18 protein-coding genes are annotated in these 17,422 nt (G+C 71.2%); 13 read left to right on the plus strand and 5 right to left on the minus strand.

Annotated features, from left to right (window positions below; all coding sequences use genetic code 11):
• Window positions 1-73: 73 nt before the first annotated feature.
• From SGA01_RS30500 to SGA01_RS30515, 4 genes are all read left to right on the plus strand, one after another.
• Window positions 74-403 (plus strand): hypothetical protein, encoded by a 330-nt coding sequence (locus SGA01_RS30500; protein WP_063785853.1) that lies wholly within the window; start codon window positions 74-76, stop codon window positions 401-403.
• 172 nt (window positions 404-575) lie between these two features.
• Entirely contained in the window at window positions 576-944 is a 369-nt protein-coding gene (locus SGA01_RS30505) for a WhiB family transcriptional regulator (protein WP_055641437.1), read from the plus strand.
• On the plus strand, window positions 941-1,264 hold the full coding sequence (locus SGA01_RS30510; protein WP_055641436.1) for a putative WhiB-interacting protein: 324 nt from the start codon (window positions 941-943) through the stop codon (window positions 1,262-1,264). The genes SGA01_RS30505 and SGA01_RS30510 overlap by 4 nt, the downstream gene beginning before the upstream one ends.
• A 114-nt stretch (window positions 1,265-1,378) precedes the next feature.
• A complete protein-coding gene (locus SGA01_RS30515) occupies window positions 1,379-1,561 on the plus strand; it encodes a hypothetical protein (RefSeq protein ID WP_055641435.1) in 183 nt (60 codons plus the stop codon).
• Window positions 1,562-1,582: 21 nt separating this feature from the next.
• On the opposite strand, the gene SGA01_RS30520 is transcribed toward SGA01_RS30515, so the two are convergent.
• On the minus strand, window positions 1,583-2,944 hold the full coding sequence (locus tag SGA01_RS30520) for an ABC1 kinase family protein (RefSeq protein WP_141300452.1): 1,362 nt from the start codon (window positions 2,942-2,944) through the stop codon (window positions 1,583-1,585).
• A 41-nt stretch (window positions 2,945-2,985) separates the two neighbouring features.
• Window positions 2,986-4,182, minus strand: coding sequence for a TOMM precursor leader peptide-binding protein (locus SGA01_RS30525; RefSeq protein ID WP_141300454.1), 1,197 nt, complete (start codon window positions 4,180-4,182; stop codon window positions 2,986-2,988).
• 212 nt (window positions 4,183-4,394) lie between these two features.
• Between SGA01_RS30525 and SGA01_RS30530 the strand changes: the two genes are divergently transcribed.
• From SGA01_RS30530 to SGA01_RS30545, 4 genes are all read left to right on the plus strand, one after another.
• Window positions 4,395-4,970, plus strand: a complete 576-nt coding sequence (locus SGA01_RS30530; protein WP_141300456.1) for a M48 metallopeptidase family protein — start codon at window positions 4,395-4,397, stop codon at window positions 4,968-4,970.
• Between the two features lie 131 nt (window positions 4,971-5,101).
• Entirely contained in the window at window positions 5,102-6,766 is a 1,665-nt protein-coding gene (locus SGA01_RS30535) for a TerD family protein (RefSeq protein WP_141300458.1), read from the plus strand.
• A 14-nt stretch (window positions 6,767-6,780) separates the two neighbouring features.
• A complete protein-coding gene (locus SGA01_RS30540; protein ID WP_141300460.1) occupies window positions 6,781-7,461 on the plus strand; it encodes an AIM24 family protein in 681 nt (226 codons plus the stop codon).
• Between the two features lie 19 nt (window positions 7,462-7,480).
• On the plus strand, window positions 7,481-8,236 hold the full coding sequence (locus SGA01_RS30545; protein ID WP_055641429.1) for an AIM24 family protein: 756 nt from the start codon (window positions 7,481-7,483) through the stop codon (window positions 8,234-8,236).
• A 54-nt stretch (window positions 8,237-8,290) separates the two neighbouring features.
• Here the strand turns inward: SGA01_RS30545 and SGA01_RS30550 are convergent, their stop codons facing one another.
• Together SGA01_RS30550 and SGA01_RS30555 are read right to left on the minus strand one after the other, a co-directional pair.
• A complete protein-coding gene (locus SGA01_RS30550; protein WP_141300462.1) occupies window positions 8,291-8,815 on the minus strand; it encodes an NUDIX hydrolase in 525 nt (174 codons plus the stop codon).
• Complete coding sequence (locus SGA01_RS30555) at window positions 8,812-10,230, minus strand: zinc-dependent metalloprotease (RefSeq protein ID WP_055641427.1); 1,419 nt, start codon at window positions 10,228-10,230, stop codon at window positions 8,812-8,814. The genes SGA01_RS30550 and SGA01_RS30555 overlap by 4 nt, the downstream gene beginning before the upstream one ends.
• Window positions 10,231-10,443: 213 nt before the next feature.
• On the opposite strand from SGA01_RS30555, the gene SGA01_RS30560 reads away from it, so the two are divergent.
• The 4 genes from SGA01_RS30560 to SGA01_RS30575 all read left to right on the plus strand — a co-directional run bounded on the left by SGA01_RS30560 (window position 10,444) and on the right by SGA01_RS30575 (window position 13,697).
• Complete coding sequence (locus SGA01_RS30560; RefSeq protein WP_141300464.1) at window positions 10,444-11,553, plus strand: SDR family oxidoreductase; 1,110 nt, start codon at window positions 10,444-10,446, stop codon at window positions 11,551-11,553.
• A 129-nt stretch (window positions 11,554-11,682) separates the two neighbouring features.
• The gene (locus SGA01_RS30565) at window positions 11,683-12,144 is read left to right on the plus strand and encodes a molybdenum cofactor biosynthesis protein MoaE (protein WP_141300466.1); all 462 of its coding nucleotides are present in this window, start codon (window positions 11,683-11,685) and stop codon (window positions 12,142-12,144) included.
• A gap of 245 nt (window positions 12,145-12,389) precedes the next feature.
• A complete protein-coding gene (locus SGA01_RS42340; protein ID WP_255325288.1) occupies window positions 12,390-12,521 on the plus strand; it encodes a hypothetical protein in 132 nt (43 codons plus the stop codon).
• A gap of 87 nt (window positions 12,522-12,608) precedes the next feature.
• Window positions 12,609-13,697 (plus strand): YlbL family protein, encoded by a 1,089-nt coding sequence (locus SGA01_RS30575; RefSeq protein ID WP_141300470.1) that lies wholly within the window; start codon window positions 12,609-12,611, stop codon window positions 13,695-13,697.
• 98 nt (window positions 13,698-13,795) lie between these two features.
• Here SGA01_RS30575 and SGA01_RS30580 read toward each other — a convergent pair whose 3' ends face one another.
• Window positions 13,796-14,347 (minus strand): PPA1309 family protein, encoded by a 552-nt coding sequence (locus SGA01_RS30580; protein WP_055641423.1) that lies wholly within the window; start codon window positions 14,345-14,347, stop codon window positions 13,796-13,798.
• A gap of 135 nt (window positions 14,348-14,482) precedes the next feature.
• On the opposite strand from SGA01_RS30580, the gene SGA01_RS30585 reads away from it, so the two are divergent.
• The gene (locus tag SGA01_RS30585) at window positions 14,483-17,377 is read left to right on the plus strand and encodes a UPF0182 family membrane protein (protein ID WP_141300480.1); all 2,895 of its coding nucleotides are present in this window, start codon (window positions 14,483-14,485) and stop codon (window positions 17,375-17,377) included.
• Window positions 17,378-17,422: the final 45 nt, after the last annotated feature.

The raw sequence follows: 17,422 nt of genomic DNA on the forward strand, positions 1-17,422 counted from the left end.
TTGTCCAAATAAACATGAGGGTCCGGCTCGCACCCGAGCCCTCCGAGACGCCGAGAGGAGGCGATTCCCCGTGATCAGCAACATCAAGACCAGCACCGCCGGCTTTGTCACCGCCGCCAAAATGACCGATCGCTCCATCGCCTCCGCCTGCTCGCTCGGCCTCTCCGGCGCTGCGTTCCTTGGCAGTGGTCTGCCCGTCACCGGTCTGTCCGGTCTCGGCACGCCCGCCGCCATCGAGCGCAATGAGCGACCGACCAAGGCACTGGAAGCAGTAGCAGCAGGCAAGGCCACGGCCTATGCCTTTGCCGCGACCGGTGCCGGAATCCAGCAGCGGCAGACGACGACGCACCACCACATGATGTGGGCCTTCCGTGGGCTCGAACCCTGGAGTGATCCAGTCTGATCCATGATCAGACCGGCGCCTTCAGGGCCGCGGAACCCCACCCGGGATCCGCGGCCCTTCTGTTTGTCTCCGAACGGGGATGACGGAGCGAAGGGGCCTCGGGCAGAAAACACCCGGTACCAGCCGAAAGCCCGGCCAACAGGCCGGAACGACCAGACGAGGAAAGACCACCGTGCAACTCGAAGCGCACGCCCCGTCCGTACCGCCTTCCGATTCGATCTCCCTGCCCGGCTCCACGGAGGACCACGCTTTGACCCCCCTCACCGCGCTCACCGCGCTCGACGACGCCATCGAGAACCTCGGCGTCCCCGTCCCGTGTCGCGCCTATGACCCCGAGGTCTTCTTCGCGGAGTCCCCGGCCGACGTCGAGTACGCCAAGTCCCTCTGCCGGACCTGCCCGCTCATGGCTGCCTGCCTCGCCGGCGCCCAGGAGCGTCGCGAGCCCTGGGGCGTCTGGGGTGGCGAGCTCTTCGTCCAGGGCGTGGTCGTAGCCCGGAAGCGGCCCCGTGGCCGTCCGCGCAAGAACCCGGTCGCGGCATGAGCGCCACCGGAACCATCGACCGCCCCTACACGCACGACCCCCGGAATCAGGCCCCGATGACCTCCTCCGCGATCGAGCCCATCGGCTCCGCGACCCCCGACTTCTCCACCACCGCCGCGCACACCGCGCGTCAGAACAGGATCCGCGAAATGCAACTCATCCCAGAAGCCCTGGCTCGTGCCCATATGCACGAGCGCCGGCGTGAGGCCGAGGCGGAACGCCAGGCCGTGCGCCTGGTCGCCGCCCGGCGCATGCAGCGCCGCGCCGAGCGCGTGTCGCTGCGCGCCCGCCGCGCACTGGCCATGGCCGTCATGAACTAAGGGGTTCCCACCCCGCGCCCTCAGGGGCGCCCCCGCGGGGGCCGGTCCGAACGGACCGGCCCCCGCGGTGCGTTGACCGGGCCGAGGCGCCTGTGCCGGGCTATCGTCACGAGGGTGAACGACGCCCGTATCCCCGAGGCGCCCCTCGCCTGCGCGCGCTGCGGCAAGACCACCGACACCCTCCCGCTGACCTGGACGTGTTCGGTGGAGAACGGCCGGCGCGAGTACTTCTGCGAGGAGTGCGCCCGCGCCAACATCCGCGCGATCGAGGGCCGCCTCGACTCCGCCTGGTGGTGACCGGCCCTCAGGCCGGAGCCGTCAGGAAGCGGCTCCTTCGGTGTCCGGCGCGACGAAGCCGGGCAGCCACTCCTCCAGCTCGTCCCGGAGCCGTACCGTCGCGTTGAGCTGGCACAGCACCCCGATCGTGCTCAACGTCACACGGTGTATCAACAGGTACGAGGGCGGCAGGTTGAGCTGCTTGCCCAGCTGGTGGGCGGGGGAGCGGGGATCGGCGATCCGGGCGGCCTGGGAGCGCAGCCAGCCACGGGTGAAGAGATAGGTCTCCGCCTCGGCCGGCTCGATGATCGGCAGCAGGTACTCGAGGACCGCGTCCGGGTCGAGGGCGACGGACTCCTTGACGAAGCCCTCCGCGCGGAGCAGTTCGTAGACGGTCTCGGCCTCACCGGCGAGCGTCATCCGCAGACAGACGCCGATCGTCTCCGGCAGCCCGCCCGGAAGCCGGTCCACGGTGCCGAAGTCGAGGACGCCGAGGCGCCAGCTCGCCGGATCCTCGTCCCCCTCGGCGCCCGGCAGCAGCCGGAAGTTCCCCGGGTGCGGATCGGCGTGCAGCAGGCCGGTGCGCGCGGGACCGGAGAAGAGGAAGCGGGCCAGCAGCTGCCCCGCCCGGTCCCGCTGGTCCGCCGTGCCGTCCGTGATCACCTCCGAGAGCGGGATCCCGTCCATCCACTCGGTCACGAGGACCTGCTCCGACTGGTGCACCACCGCCGGTACGACCACGTCGGGATCGTCCGCGAACACCTCCGCGTGCTCCCGCTGGGACGTCGCCTCCAGGGCGTAGTCCAGCTCCTCCGAGACCCGGTCCCGCATCTCGGTGATCAGCGGCTTGATGTCCATCCCCGGAACGAGCGGCCCGAGGAGCCGGGCGAAGCGGCTCAGCTGGGTCAGGTCCGAGAGCAGTGCCTCCCCGGCGCCCGGGTACTGCACCTTCACGGCGACCTCGCGCCCGTCGTGCCACACCGCCCGGTGCACCTGGCCGATCGAGGCGGCCGCCGCCGGCTTGTCCTCGAACTCCAGGAAGAGCTCACGCCAGTTCTCGCCGAGCCGCTCTTCGAGGACCGCGTGGACGGTCGTCGTCGGCATCGGCGGCGCCGCCTCCTGAAGCTTCGTCAGCGCCGCCCGGTACGGTCCGGCGACCTCTTCGGGGAGGGCCGACTCGAAGACGGACAGCGCCTGACCCAGCTTCATGGCACCCCCCTTCAACTCGCCGAGCACCTTGAACAGCTGCTCGGCCGTGCGCTGCTGGAGCTCGCGGGCGACCAGTTCGGCGGACTTGCCGCCGATCCGTTTGCCCAGCCCCCATGTGGCCCGGCCGGCGAAGCCGAGTGGCAACGCGGCCAGCTTGGCGGTCCGAGTGACCGCCTTCCGGGGAAGATCAGACATGCGCCCCTCCAAATCCCAGACTGCCGTGTCGCGCAGGGCTGTTACCCCGCCATTGTGTCCTGCGCGCTTCCGGCTGCCGAGGCGCGCTCCCCTTCTCCGCCACGCGCCGCCCCGCACGGGCAGTCCGGGTGGGGCCGCAGCCGCTCCGCCCGCCACTCCAACAGCGGCAGCGACACCTCCCAGCGGGCGCCCGTGCTCGCCGGGAGGTCCCCGTCCAGGAAGGCCAGTGCGTGCGCGGTGGCGAGTCCCGCCACCGCCGTGGCCAGCGCGAGGTCGCAGGCGGGCAGCGGATGCGGGGCGCCCGAGCGCCACTGGGCGAGGAGCCGGGGCCGGACGGGCTCCCGATCCGTCAGCTCCTCCTGGAGGCAGCAGGCGCAGGCCGTCCCGCCCGGCAGGACGAGCGGCCCGACCGTCCCCGTCGCCTCCAGCACCCCTGCGTACAGATGGGGTGTGCCGGTGGTGATCCACGGTCCTGCCGGAACGGGGTCGGGGACGTACGCGCCGAGACCGTCGCGCGGTGTCACCACGACGAGTGACAACCCGGGCGAGCCGCGCCCGTCACCCTGCCCGGTCGCGCCGCCCGTCGGCCCCGCGCGGGTACCGCCCCGAGCCCAGCGGCGGACCACACGCCGGGCCGCCGTCGCCCGTCGCTCGCCGACGGCCTCGGCCGGCAGCCCGCCCGGGGCGGTCTCCCACGGCTCGACCCGGCCGGAGTCCAGCACCTCGACCGTGCCCACGCCCGCCGCGGACAGCAGGGCCGCCACCATCGCCCCCACCCGCCCCGCACCCCGGACCTGGACGCGCAGGGCCCGGCGGGCGGCCAGTGTCCGCACCGCCCGGTCGGGCTCGCTATGGACGACGGAGAGCGAGGCCAGGTCGGCACGGAGCGGATCGCGCACCGTGGCCCCCGCCCCGGCACCTGCAGCGGCACCCGCCGCGGCACCCGAACCGGCACCCGAACCAGGCTTCCCGGGCCGTCCGTTCGAGGCGTCCGCGAGGAGGCCGGCCGCCGCCAGCCGGCCGAGAAGCGCCTCCAGATGCCCGTCCGGCAGACCGCGCGCCCGCGCCTCGGCCCGCAGCAGCTCCGTCCCCCGGGTGCCGTCGAGCAGCGCCAGAAGCTCCCCCGTACCCGGGTCGACCGGGCTCACCACCACCGCGTGCGCGGGGGTGATCCCGAACTGGACGCAACGCAGACTCCGCCAGGCGCGTCGCAGCGCCGGTTTCACCATCGGATGCATTTTTCCCCGCCCTCGCCCGCGACCACATTCAAGATCGACAACGGCTCTTCCGTCGTCCTGAAGCGAGAATGCCCCGCCGCCGCGAACGCCGCCGAAAGTTGTCCACAGGCCGGGGCATTAGTCATTCAAATGGTGCGGGGTGAGGTCGGAACCTTCCCGAAACCCCTCCGGAGGGAGGACTTCCCCCACGGTCAGCGGGTAACGTCGGGGCCGTGCCCGCCGACCCACAGCGCAGCGTGACCAGCAAGCCGCCCCGCGGTTCGGGGACGAGTGCGGTCGAGGTCCGCAGAAGCGCGCGACGGAGCAGAACCGTCTCGGCCTACCGCGAGGGCGACCGGACCATCGTGCTCATCCCCGCCCGTATGTCGGAGGCGGAGGAGAAGCGCTGGGTCACCGTCATGCTGGACAAGCTCGCCGCCCAGGAGAGCCGGAGCGTCCTCGGCGACCGCGAGCTCACCGAGCGGGCGCTGCACCTGTCCGACCAGTACTACGGCGGCCGGGCCCGCCCCGGCTCCGTCCGCTGGGTCACCAACCAGAACACCCGCTGGGGCTCCTGCACCCCCTCCGAGGGCAGCATCCGCCTCTCCCACCGGCTGCAGGGCATGCCCGAGTACGTCGTCGACTACGTCCTCCTGCACGAGCTGGCCCACCTCCTCGTCCCGGGCCACGGCCCCGGGTTCTGGCGGCTCCTGGAGGCGTACCCCCGCACCGAGCGGGCCCGCGGCTACCTGGAGGGCGTGGTCGCCGCCGACCGCCTCCCGCACCTTCAGGACGCTCGCGAGGAGTGACGCCGCCGATACCGGCAGCGCGCGTCTTTCCCGATTCCGTACCGAAAACGACCTGCCCTGTCTCAATGTCGCACTCAGCCGTTAGCCTGGCGCGAGCATTCGCCATTCGGGATGGGGGACGGTCGTTACGCATGGCCAGGGAATTCCAACGCGGCCACAAGGCCAAGATCAGTGATCTGACCGCGGGAACCGATCTGTACGTGGGTGTGCAGATCGCGGCTCCCGGACTCAGCTTCGACATCAGCTGCTTCGGACTCGACGCGGACGAGCGGCTCTCGGACGACCGCTACTTCGTCTTCTTCAACCAGCCGAAGTCGCCCGAGGAGTCCATCCAGCTGCTCGGTGCCCAGTCCGGTGACACCGAGTCCTTCCGCGTCACCCTCGACCGCATCCCCGCGAACATCCAGAAGCTGTCGTTCACCGCGACGATCGACGGCGCCGGCCAGATGTCCCAGGTAGGCCCCGGCCACCTGCGGATCGTGGCGGGCGGCGAGGAGGTCGCCCGGTACGCCTTCACCGGTGCGGAGTTCTCCACCGAGCGCGCGGTGATGCTCGGCGACTTCTACCTCAAGGACGTCTGGCGGTTCGCCGCCGTCGGCCAGGGCTTCGACGGAGGCCTGGAGGCGCTCCTGCGGAACTTCGGCGGCGAGGTCGCCGAGGAGGAGCCCGCGGCGCCGCAGGCCCAGGCCCCGGCCCCCGGCTTCGCCCCGCCGCAGCAGGCGGCGGCGCCCCCGGCTTTCGGCGCGCCCGCACCGGCCGCGCCCCAGCCGCCCGCCCCGGCGCCCGCGTTCGGCGCGCCGCCGGCCCCGCCCGCGCCCGTCGCGCCCGCGCAGCCGGTCCACACGGCGCCGACGATGGTGGCGCCCATCGCGCCCGCCCAGGTCCCGCCGCCCGCGCCGGCCCCCGCTCCGTACGGACAGCCGCCGCAGCCCCCGCAGTACGGCCAGGTCCCGGGCCAGCCCCCGGGTCAGTACCCCGGCCAGGTCCCGGGCCAGGCACCCGGTCCGTTCCCCGGAGGCCAGGGCCAGCCGCCGCAGCAGCCTCCGTACGGACAGGCGGCCCCCGGCCCGTACGGGCAGCAGCCGCAGTTCGGGCAGCAGCCCGCGGGCGTCCCGCAGGGCGTCCCGGCCACCGGCGCGGGGCTCGCCGCCGCGCTCGCGCCGTACAAGGAGACCGCCACCGGCGCCCGGTGGACCCCGCAGAACCAGCAGCTCATGCGGGTCGACCTGGCCATGGGCGGCGTCCCCGTCCTCGCCCGGCAGGGCTCCATGGTCATGTACCAGGGCAAGGTCGACTTCTCCCACAAGGGCGCGGGCTTCGCCGGCCGGATCGTCGGCAACGCCACCGGCCAGGAGATGCAGCTGATGCGGTGCAACGGCCGCGGCCAGGTGTTCCTCGCCGAGGAAGGCGCCCATCTGCACCCGATCGAGCTCCAGGGCGACGGCATCTGCGTCTCCGCGGAGAACGTCCTCGCCTTCGACGAGTCCCTCCAGTACGAGGTCCGTCGCATCGAGGGCCACGGCATCCCCGGCGGAGCCCTGTTCACCATGCAGTTCCAGGGCACCGGCACCGTCGTCGTGAAGACCAACGGCATCCCCGTGGTCCTGCCCGTCACGCCGACCACCTTCGCCGACTGCAACGCCGTCGTCGCCTGGTCGTCCGCGTCCCAGGTCATCCTCTCCAGCCAGGTGCGGCTCCGCCGCAACGCCTACCCGGGCCACAGCGGAGAGACCGTGAACCTGCAGTTCCGGGGCGCCCCCGGCAACTTCATCGTCGTCCAGCCCTACGAGGTCTGAGGGAGCCCGAAGTCATGAACCAGCAACTCGCGGGCTACGCCCCGACCCCCGTCGCGGCCCGGATGGAGAACCACGGCCGGACCATGCTGAAGGTCGCCATGGCCTCCGGCCAGGACCTGTACGCGCGGACCGGCTCGATGATCGCCTACGAGGGCTTCATCACCTACGAGCCCAACCCGCCCGCCGTCCGCCAGGTCGCCAAGGACTGGGCCACGGGCGAGGGCGCGCCGATCATGAAGTGCTCCGGCGACGGACTGCTCTACCTCGCCGACTACGGCGCCGACGTCGTCGTGATCAACCTCCAGAACGACTCCCTGTCGGTCAACGGCACCAACCTGCTCGCCTTCGACGCGCACCTCCAGTGGGGCGTCGAGCGGGTCAAGGGACTCGCCAAGTTCGCCGGCCAGGGCCTGTTCAACGTGGAGATCGCCGGCACGGGCTGGGTCGCGCTCACCTCGCGCGGCACGCCCATCGTCGTCGACTGCGGTCGCGGCGAGGACGAGACCTACGTCGACCCCGACGCGCTCGTCGCCTGGTCTCCGTCGCTCAAGGTCAAGGGCAAGCGCAGCTTCAAGGCCTCCTCCCTCATCGGACGGGGCAGCGGCGAGGCCATGCAGATGGCCTTCTCGGGCCAGGGCATCGTCGTCGTACAGCCGAGCGAGGACAGCACCGACCGCCTGCGGATCCGGGGCTGAGGGGGAGCGAGAACACACCATGCAGAGCCCGCTTTTCAACCACGCCGAACAGCAGAGCCAGGAGCGGTACGTCATCCAGAACCCGCAGCTCCTGCGGGTCAGCCTGACCGGGCAGGACGACATCCTCGCCCGCAAGGGCGCGATGGTCGCGTACCAGGGGCTCGTCGACTTCGACGGCGAGTACCAGACCCCGAACCAGCGTCGGGCCCGCGCCCGCACCGGTGAGGGTCTCGACCTCATGCGCTGCTCCGGCCAGGGCACGGTCTACTTCGCGAACCTCGCGCAGTACGTGCATGTCGTGGAGGTCGACCAGGAAGGCCTGACCGTCGACAGCTCCTACGTCCTGGCGCTCGACTCGACCCTCCACACCGAGGTCATCGCCGTCGACAGCCAGTACGGCATCTCCGGCTCCGGCAAGTACCAGCTCAACATCTCCGGCCGCGGCAAGGTCGCCCTCATGACCTCCGGCCAGCCGCTGATGATGCAGGTCACGCCCGAGAAGTACGTCAGCGTCGACGCGGACGCGATCGTCGCCTGGTCCACCGGGCTGCGCGTCCAGATGCAGGCGCAGACGACCAACTCCAGCGTCCGCCGCCGCCGCGGCGACACGGGCGAGGGCTGGGAGCTCAGCTTCCTCGGCCAAGGCTTCGCGCTCGTCCAGCCCAGCGAGGTCATGCCCCCGCAGCACGCGGCCATCGGCCAGGGCATCGCCGCCCAGTTCGGCGCCGGCCAGCAGGGCGCCCACGCGCAGAACCAGAACAACGCCTGGAACTGAGCACGGCACACACGTAAGGGGCGGCCTCCCATGGAGGTCGCCCCTTACGCGTACTCAGGCGAGCCGCGCCAGCGTGCCCTTCAGCAGCTCGACCACCGAGGTGTCCGCCACGCCCGCCACGTCCTCGTACGCGAACCAGCGCAGGTCCAGCGACTCCTCGCTGATCTCCGCCTCCGCGTCGGCCGGGGCCAGCGCCGCGTACTGCACGTCCAGGTGCCAGTGGCACGGCGCCGGGATCGGATGCCGGTCGAGCCGCACGGGACCGCCCGGCAGCAGGGTCAGCCCCGCGATCCCGGACTCCTCCGTCGCCTCCCGCAGCGCGGCGGCCTCGACCGTCGCGTCGCCCTCCTCGCAGTGGCCGCCCATCTGCAGCCACATGCCCAGCTTCTTGTGCAGGGTCAGCAGCACCCGCCCCCGCGCCGGATCGATCACCAGCGCGCTGGAGGTCAGATGCCCGGCCCCGCAGGGCTTGTACATGCCGTCCGGGTGCTCCGCGAGATGGTCCAGATAGACATCACGCAGCTCCGGCTGGTCCTCGTACCCGTTCAGCACGAGGACCGCGTCGTCGTACAGGCTCACTTCTTGTCGTCGCCCTCGTCCTCGGAGCGGCCCTCCGCCGCCTCGCCCAGCATCTTGTCCAGCTCCGAGAAGTCGAGGTGCTCGCGGTGGACGAAGCCGTCCGGGTCGTCCAGGTCGGTCGCCGTCGGCAGCATGTCCGGGTGCTCCCACAGCCCGTCCCGGCCGTCGACCCCGCGCGCGTCCGTGAGCGAGGCCCACAGGCGCGCCGCGTCCCGCAGCCGCCGCGGACGCAGCTCGAGACCGATCAGCGTCGCGAAGGTCTGCTCGGCCGGACCACCCGAGGCCCGGCGCCGGCGCAGCGTCTCGCGCAGCGCGTCCGCCGAGGTCAGCCGCGACTTGGCGGCCTCGTGGACCACCGCGTCCACCCAGCCCTCGACCAGCGCGAGCGCCGTCTCGAGCCGGGCCAGGGCCGCCTTCTGCTCCGGGGTGTCCTGCGGCTGGAACATGCCCTGCTGGAGGGCCTCCTGCAGCTGCTCCGGGTGCGTCGGGTCGAGCTGGCCGACGGCCTCCTCCAGCTTCGAGGTGTCGACCTTGATCCCGCGCGCGTATCCCTCGACCGCGCCGAACAGATGCGCCCGCAGCCACGGCACGTGCGCGAAGAGCCGCTGGTGGGCGGCCTCACGCAGGGCCAGGTAGAGCCGCACCTCGTCCGAGGGCACGCCCAGGTCCTTGCCGAAGGCCTCGATGTTCAGCGGGAGCAGCGCCGCGCGCCCGGCCGGGCCGAGCGGCAGACCGACGTCGGTCGAGCCGACGACCTCACCGGCGAGCGCGCCCACGGCCTGCCCGATCTGCTGGCCGAACATGGCGCCGCCCATGGAGCGCATCATGCCGATCAGCGGGCCGGCCATGGCCTGCATCTCCTCCGGCAGGACGTCGCCCATCGCCGCGCCGACCCGCTCGGCGACCGGGTCCACGAGCTGCTGCCACGCCGGCAGCGTCGCCTCGACCCATTCCGCGCGGCTCCACGCCACGGCCGTGCTCGCGCCCGAGGGCAGCGAGGTCACGCCGTCCAGCCACAGGTCGGCCAGGCGCACGGCCTCCTCGACCGCGGACTTCTCCGCGGGGCCCACGCTGGCGTCCTTCGTGCCGTCGGGGGTGCCCTGGGCCACCACCTGGCGGGCGATCTGCTTGGCCATGTCCCAGTTCACGGGACCGCCCTCGTAGCTCAGCATCTGCCCGAGCTGCTGGAAGGCCGCACCCAGATCGTTGGGGTTCAGCGAGCCGAACATCGCCGCGAAGGGATTGTCCGCGCCGCCAGGCCCGCCCATGCCGGGCAGCCCGCCGAAGCCGAACGGGTTCGCCCCGAACGGGTTGCCGGAGCCCTGGCCACCTCCGGCGGGGTCCTTCTTCTTGCCCTCGTCGCCGTTCTCCGGCTCCTCCGGCGGAAGGCCGAATCCGAATGGGGTGTCACTCACAGGTTTCCTCGGCTCGTAGGGCCGCCGGCCTCCTGCCGACGGCGACTGCCCGACCAGGGCCCGATCCACGGGCCCCGCACACCACCAGCGTAGACATCCGGGCCGGAAATGGGCTCGGTGCTCCGCCGGGCCGTGCCCTGCGGCAGGATGGACGCCACCTGGTCCGTACGCGTCATGCGTGTACGTACTGAAGACAACCGCTGGAGACGCCCGGTGAGTTCCCCAGATCCTCAGGTTCGCGGAGCGCGAAACCACTCAACCCGGTCCGCCGCGCGCGGACCCGTCGTCGCGGTCACCGGTGCCGCTTCCGGCGTCGGTGACCTGCTGACCAGGCGCCTCGCCGCGTCCGACGAGGTCAAGCAGGTCGTCGCGATCGACGAGCGCCGGGGCGAGGTCGCCGAGGCGCGGTGGCACATCCTCGACGTGCGCGATCCGGCCATCGCCGAGAAGCTGCGCGGCGCGGACGTCGTCGTGCACCTCGCCGTCGATCTCGACCTGGAGACCGACCCCGCCGCCCGAACGGCCTACAACGTGCGCGGCACGCAGACGGTCCTGACCGCCGCCGCGGCCGCCGGAGTGCACCGCGTGGTGCTCTGCACCTCCGCGATGGTCTACGGCGCCCTGCCCGACAACGACATCCCGCTCTCCGAGGACGCCGAGCTCAGGGCGACGGCGGAGGCCACCGGCGTCGGCGACATGCTGGAGATCGAGCGCCTCGGCCGCCGGGCGCCCCGCGCGCACCCCGGCCTCAACGTCACGGTCGTCCGCCCGGCCGTCCTCGTCGGCGGTACGGACACGGCGCTGACCCGCTACTTCGAGTCGCCCCGGCTGCTCGTCGTCGCCGGCTCCCGGCCCACCTGGCAGTTCTGCCACGTCGACGACCTGGTGAGCGCGCTGGAGTACGCGGCCCTGGAGAAGGTCGACGGAGAGTTCGCGGTCGGCTGCGAGGGCTGGCTGGAGCAGGAGGAGGTCGAGGAGCTCTCCGGGATCCGGCGCATGGAGCTCCCCTCCGCCGTCGCCCTCGGCGCGGCGGCCCGCCTCCACCGGATCGGGCTCACCCCGTCCCCGGCGGGCGACCTCGCGTACACCATGCACCCCTGGGTGGTCAGCGTCGGGCGGCTGCACGACGCCGGCTGGCGGCCGAAGTGGACGAACGAGGAGGTCCTCACCGCGCTCCTGGAGGAGGTCGAGGGCCGCCACACGGTCGCCGGCCGCCGCCTGGGCCGCAAGGACGCGACGGCCGCGGGCGCGGCCGGTGCGACGGTGGCGCTGCTCGGCACGGCGGCGCTCGTCCGGCAGATGCGGAAGCGGCGCGGGATCTGACCCGCGCCGGGGGGCGGGCCCGGGGGAGCGGTCTGTAGGGGCGGTCTGTAGAACCCTCCTACGGAGGGTTCCGACGACCGGTCGAAACCGCTATTCCGGGATGTCGGCGGCGTACGGCACCATGGGCGCATGGCACGCACCCACGACCATCCCGGCGAGCAGGCCGCCGACGACCCGATCAAGCTCCTCGCGATCCGGGACACCCCGCTCTCCGTGGACGAGGTCTTCCGGGCCGTCGGCGACGACGCCTCCGGCGGCACGACGCTCTTCGTGGGCACCGTGCGCAACCACGACGGAGGCGCGGACGTCGACGCCCTCGGCTACTCCTGCCACCCCACCGCCGAGGCGGAGATGCGCCGCGTCGCCGAGAAGGTCGTCGCCGACTACCCGGTCCGCGCGCTGGCCGCCGTGCACCGCGTCGGCGACCTCCGGATCGGCGACATCGCGGTCGTCGTCGCCGTCTCCTGCCCGCACCGCGGCGAGGCCTTCGAGGCCTGCCGCAAGCTGATCGACGACCTCAAGCACGAGGTTCCGATCTGGAAGCACCAGACCTTCTCCGACGGCACCGAGGAGTGGGTGGGGGCCTGCTGAGGCCGTGCCGGGAGCGGTCCCGGCCCGCAAGGCGACGCGCCGACTGCGCGTAGCCGAACGCCCGATTTGCGTAACCGGCCCCCAGGCAGCAGCGTTGATGCCACAGATGAATAGTCTGCTGGTCAACTCACTGGGGATGGGAGGTCGGGATGGCAGCGCTGGCCTGGTTGCTGATTCCGCTTTTCGCAGTCGTCGGCGCGGCGATATGGGGAAGCTGGGCTTCGAGGAACAAGACGATAGGTGACGTGGCCGAGCTCGCCGGCTACGCCCGCTTCCGGGACGCGATGGAGCGTTCCCACATCACGACCGCCGACTCCGTCGTCCAGGAGCGCGAGGCGGCCACGACGGTGAGTCCCGTGTCCACACCGTCCAGCTGACGCGGCCCGCCGGCCGCCCCCGTACGGACAGCCCCGTACGGACCGCCCCAGGGGTGCACCCACAGGCGAGTCCCGTACTGTCGTTCCATGCCACGCCGCACCGCGACGATGCTCGCCTCCACCCTGGTGTTGATCTGTCTGCTCATCGCAGGCGTCCTGATCCCGGTGCCGTACGCGGAGATGAGTCCCGGTCCCACGGTCAACACCCTGGGAGAGGCCAGGGGAGAGCCCGTCCTCTCGATCTCCGGACGCAAGACATACCCGACCGACGGTCACCTCAACATGACGACGGTCCGTGTCACCAGCGCGGACTACAAGATGAACGCCGTCGAGGCGGTCTACGGCTGGCTCGCCCACGACAACGTGGTGGTGCCGCACGACACGCTCTACCCGGACGGCAAGACCGAGGAGCAGTCGAGCCAGGAGAACGCCGAGGAGTTCAGCCAGTCCCAGGAGAGCGCCAAGGTGGCGGCCCTCGGGGAGCTGGGCATCCCGGTGACCAGCCGGGTCATCGTCGCCACCGTCGTCAAGGACTCCCCGGCGGAGGGCAAGCTGCACGCCGGTGACGTCATCAGGGCCGTCGACGGCGTGAAGGTCACCGAGCCGGGCGACGTCGCCGAGCAGGTCACGAAGCGCAAGCCCGGCCAGGACGTCGAGTTCACGATCGTCCCCGCCAAGGAGGCCGCCGAGGCCGAGAAGGCCCGTAAGGAGCCCACCGTCACGCGGAAGGTGGTCATCAGGACCGCCACCTCGGAGGAGGGCGACCGGGCCATCGTCGGCATCCAGGCCGGGACCGACCACGTCTTCCCGTTCACCATCGACATCAACCTCGCCGACGTCGGCGGCCCCAGCGCCGGCCTGATGTTCGCCCTCGGCATCGTCGACAAGCTCACCCCGGAGAGCCTCACCGACGGCAAGTTCATCGCCGGCACGGGCACCATCGACGACAAGGGGAAGGTCGGTCCGATCGGCGGCATCGACATGAAGCTCGTCGGCGCGCGCAACGCGGGCGCGCAGTACTTCCTCACCCCCGCCGACAACTGCGCGTCCGCCGCCTCCGACACGCCCGACGGTCTGACCCTGATCAAGGTGGACACCATCGACGACGCCACCAAGTCGCTGGAGAAGCTCCGCAAGGGCGACACGGCGGACCTGCCGCGCTGCTCCGCGGGCTGACCGGCCCGGACACGCACGAGGGGCGCCCGGTCGGCCGACCGGGCGCCCCCTCTTCGTACCGCCGCCGTGGACCGGCGTGGCTCAGGGCCTGGCGTGGCTCAGGACTCGAAGGTCGCCGACAGTGCCTCGGCGAGCCCGGGCACGAGGTCGGGGCCGGTCAGGACCTCGGTCGTCGTGTCCTTCTCCCGCAGCCGGATCGCCGCCTCGCGGGCGCCGCCGCGCAGCACCGCCACGGTCATCCGGACCTCCTGGCGGTCCGGGTGCGCGGCGACCCACTTGGCGAGCTGCTTCTCGCTCAGCCCCTGCGGCACCTGGGACTCGGCCGACGGCGGCAGCATCAGGCGCTCCACGGTCAGGGCGCAGCCCGCCACGGAGGAGGGCCAGGCGATCGTGCCGAGGAACTCGTCGAGCGGCTTCCCGCGCGGCAGCTTGTCCTGCTCGATGGGGGTGAAGGCGGTGGCGTCGTCGCCCAGGCCGAGCTGGGAGGCGAGCGCGGGCTCCTTGGCGCGGAGCCGTGCGGTGTCGACGAGGGCGAACAGACGGGCCGGCTGGTTCCAGCCGAGACCCGACGCGTACTCGTCGATCTCGAGTACTGCGCGGGTGAGGGGGCTCGCGGCCATCGCCGGGCCTGAGGGGGAAACGTTGGACATGACCAATATCCTGCCTCGTCTTGCCCCGAAGACGGGAACTAGGTAAAGCCTCAGTAAGTTGCACCATTGGGCTCTACGATCGCGGGGCCTGCTTTCAGACGCATCAACATCGAGGGGCGCACGTTGGCTTTCCAGATGCCGGACCGCGGCGGTAGCCCGTCCGGGCCGAGGATGAGAGTCGGCCGGCCGTCCCGGCGGGCCCGCACCCTGCTCATGACACTCGGGGTGCTGGCCGTCCTGGCCATGGCGTTCGTGATGTTCGCCGGGTTCTGGACGGACTGGCTCTGGTACCGCTCGGTCAAGTACTCGTCCGTGTTCACCACCACTCTGTGGACCAAGATCGGGCTCTTCGCCGTCTTCGGTCTCCTCATGGGGCTCGCCGTCGGCCTGAACATCTGGCTGGCGTACCGGCTGCGTCCGCCGCTCAGCGCGATGTCGCTGGAGCAGCAGAGCCTCGACCGGTACCGGATGGGGGTCGCCCCCTTCAAGAAGTGGGTGCTGCTCGCGGTCACGGTCCTGGTGGGGCTGATCGCCGGAGCCTCCGCCTCGGGTCAGTGGCGCACCTGGCTCATGTGGGTCAACGGCGTGAAGTTCGGCCAGAAGGACCCGCAGTTCGGTCTCGACGTGGCGTTCTACGCCTTCGACCTGCCCTGGTACCGCTTCCTCCTCGCCTTCGGCTTCGCCGCCGCCGTGCTGTCGCTGATCGCCGCCGCGCTCACGCACTACCTGTACGGCGGACTGCGGATCACCAGCCCGGGCGCCCGCGCGACCGCCGCCGCCACCGGTCACCTCTCGGTGCTGCTCGGCATCTTCGTCTCGCTCAAGGCCGTGGCGTACTGGCTCGACCGGTACGGCCTGGCCGTGAAGTCCAGCGACTTCAAGGCCACCGGCAACTGGACGGGCCTGCGGTACGTCGACGCCAACGCGTACCTGCCGGCGAAGACCATCCTGTTCTGCATCGCCGCGATCTGCGCCGTGCTGTTCTTCGCGACGCTCTGGCGCCGCACCTGGCAGCTGCCGGTGATCGGCTTCGGCCTGATGGTGCTCTCGGCGGTCCTCATCGGCGGCCTGTACCCGGCCATCGTGCAGAAGTTCCAGGTCCAGCCGAACGAGCAGGCCAAGGAAGCGCCGTACATCCAGAAGAACATCGACGCGACCCGCAAGGCGTACGCGATCGACTCGACGAAGCCCGAGAACTACTCGGGCAAGTCGACGGTCAAGGCCAAGGACCAGCTCCGCACGGACGCCGACTCGGCGGCCAGCTACCGCGTCCTCGACCCGAACATCGTCTCGCCGACGTTCCAGCAGCTGGAGCAGAAGCGGAAGTACTACCAGTTCCCGACGACCCTGGACGTGGACCGCTACCAGGGCAGGGACACGGTCATCGGTCTGCGGGAGCTCAACATCAAGGGCATCCCGAAGCGGAACTGGATCAACGACCACTTCACCTACACCCACGGCTACGGCGCGATCATGGCCAAGGGTACGCAGACGGACGCCAACGGCTCCCCGGTCTTCACCGAGTCCGGGCTGCCGACGACCGGTGACGTCGGCGAGTACCAGCAGCGGATCTACTACGGCGAGAAGACCGACCAGTACTCGATCGTGGGCGGCCCGCAGAAGGAGCTGGACTACGAGGAGAACGGCGAGAAGACCACCAGCTACAAGGAGAAGAGCGGCGTCAGCCTCTCCGGCGCGTTCAACCGCGCCGCCTACGCGGTGGCCTTCAGCGAGCCGCAGATCCTCTACTCGGGGGCCATCGGCGAGGGCTCGCGGATCCTCTACAACCGCACGCCCAAGGAGCGCGTCGAGGCCGTCGCGCCCTGGCTGACCATCGACGGCGACGCCTACCCGGCGGTCGTCAACGGCCGGATCCAGTGGATCGTCGACGCCTACACGACGACCAACGGCTACCCGTACGCCTCGCGGACCACGCTCGGCGACACCACGGCCGACTCCCTGACCGTCGGCAACCAGCAGCGCGCCGTCGTCGCCCAGCAGAACCAGGTCAACTACATCCGCAACTCGGTGAAGGCCACCGTCGACGCCTACGACGGCACGGTGAACCTCTACCAGTGGGACACGCAGGACCCGGTCCTCAAGACCTGGATGAAGGCCTTCCCGGACACGGTGAAGGCGAAGTCCGAGATCGACGGCGACCTGATGGAGCACCTGCGCTACCCGCAGGACATGTTCAAGGTCCAGCGCGAGCTGCTGACCCGCTACCACGTCACCGACCCCGCGCAGTTCTACAGCGGCTCGGACGCCTGGCAGGTGCCGGACGACCCGACCAACAAGGACGGCAACGCGGTCCCGCCGTACTACCTGAGCATGAAGATGCCCGGGGACACGGCGCAGCGCTTCTCGCTGACGACGACGTTCACGCCGAACGGCCGGCCCAACCTGGGCGGCTTCATGGCGGTCGACGCCGACGCCACCAGCAAGGAGTACGGCCGGCTGAGACTGCTGCGGGTCACCGAGGACGTGCCGGGTCCGGCCCAGGTGCAGAGCAAGCTCAACGGTCTGCCGGACGTCGCCCAGTTCGTCCGGGACATGAAGGGCGCCGACTCCGACATCCAGTACGGCAACCTGCTGACCGTGCCGCTCGACGGCGGGTTCCTGTACGTGGAGCCGGTGTACGCCCAGGGCCGGAACGCCCTGTACCCGCTCCTGAAGAAGGTCGCGGTGTCCTACGTGGACGCGGACCAGCCGGACGGTGACACGACCAAGGACACCACCGTGTTCGAGGACAACCTCACCGACGCGCTGAACGCGGTCTTCGGGGTGGATGCGCCGACGAAGCCCACGACCCCGCCGAAGGACGGCACCACGCCTCCGGCACCCACGTCGAACGACGCCGCGCTGAAGGCGGCCATCGCCGACGCCCAGAAGGCGTACGACGCGGGCGAGGCGGCGCTCCAGAAGGGCGACTGGACGGCGTACGGCAAGGCGCAGGAGGACCTTCAGGACGCTCTCCAGCGCGCGGCGGACGCCGGAGCGAAGCTCAAGAGCACGGGGACAAGCGGCTGACCTGAGGTTTTCCCTCCCCGCGTCGTGATACTGTGGTTTCACCGA

The organism is Streptomyces gardneri (assembly GCF_006539185.1).
Lineage (GTDB): Bacteria > Actinomycetota > Actinomycetes > Streptomycetales > Streptomycetaceae > Streptomyces > Streptomyces gardneri.

Excerpts from the sequence above, each read along its gene's own strand:
- SGA01_RS30540 (WP_141300460.1), top strand. The coding sequence starts at position 6,781 with ATGAACCAGCAACTCGCGGGCTACGCCCCGACCCCCGTCGCGGCCCGG.
- SGA01_RS30525 (WP_141300454.1), bottom strand. The coding sequence starts at position 4,182 with ATGCATCCGATGGTGAAACCGGCGCTGCGACGCGCCTGGCGGAGTCTG.
- SGA01_RS30580 (WP_055641423.1), bottom strand. The coding sequence starts at position 14,347 with ATGTCCAACGTTTCCCCCTCAGGCCCGGCGATGGCCGCGAGCCCCCTC.
- SGA01_RS30520 (WP_141300452.1), bottom strand. The coding sequence starts at position 2,944 with ATGTCTGATCTTCCCCGGAAGGCGGTCACTCGGACCGCCAAGCTGGCC.
- SGA01_RS30510 (WP_055641436.1), top strand. The coding sequence starts at position 941 with ATGAGCGCCACCGGAACCATCGACCGCCCCTACACGCACGACCCCCGG.
- SGA01_RS30585 (WP_141300480.1), top strand. The coding sequence starts at position 14,483 with ATGCCGGACCGCGGCGGTAGCCCGTCCGGGCCGAGGATGAGAGTCGGC.
- SGA01_RS30575 (WP_141300470.1), top strand. The coding sequence starts at position 12,609 with ATGCCACGCCGCACCGCGACGATGCTCGCCTCCACCCTGGTGTTGATC.
- SGA01_RS30545 (WP_055641429.1), top strand. The coding sequence starts at position 7,481 with ATGCAGAGCCCGCTTTTCAACCACGCCGAACAGCAGAGCCAGGAGCGG.
- SGA01_RS30565 (WP_141300466.1), top strand. The coding sequence starts at position 11,683 with ATGGCACGCACCCACGACCATCCCGGCGAGCAGGCCGCCGACGACCCG.
- SGA01_RS30535 (WP_141300458.1), top strand. The coding sequence starts at position 5,102 with ATGGCCAGGGAATTCCAACGCGGCCACAAGGCCAAGATCAGTGATCTG.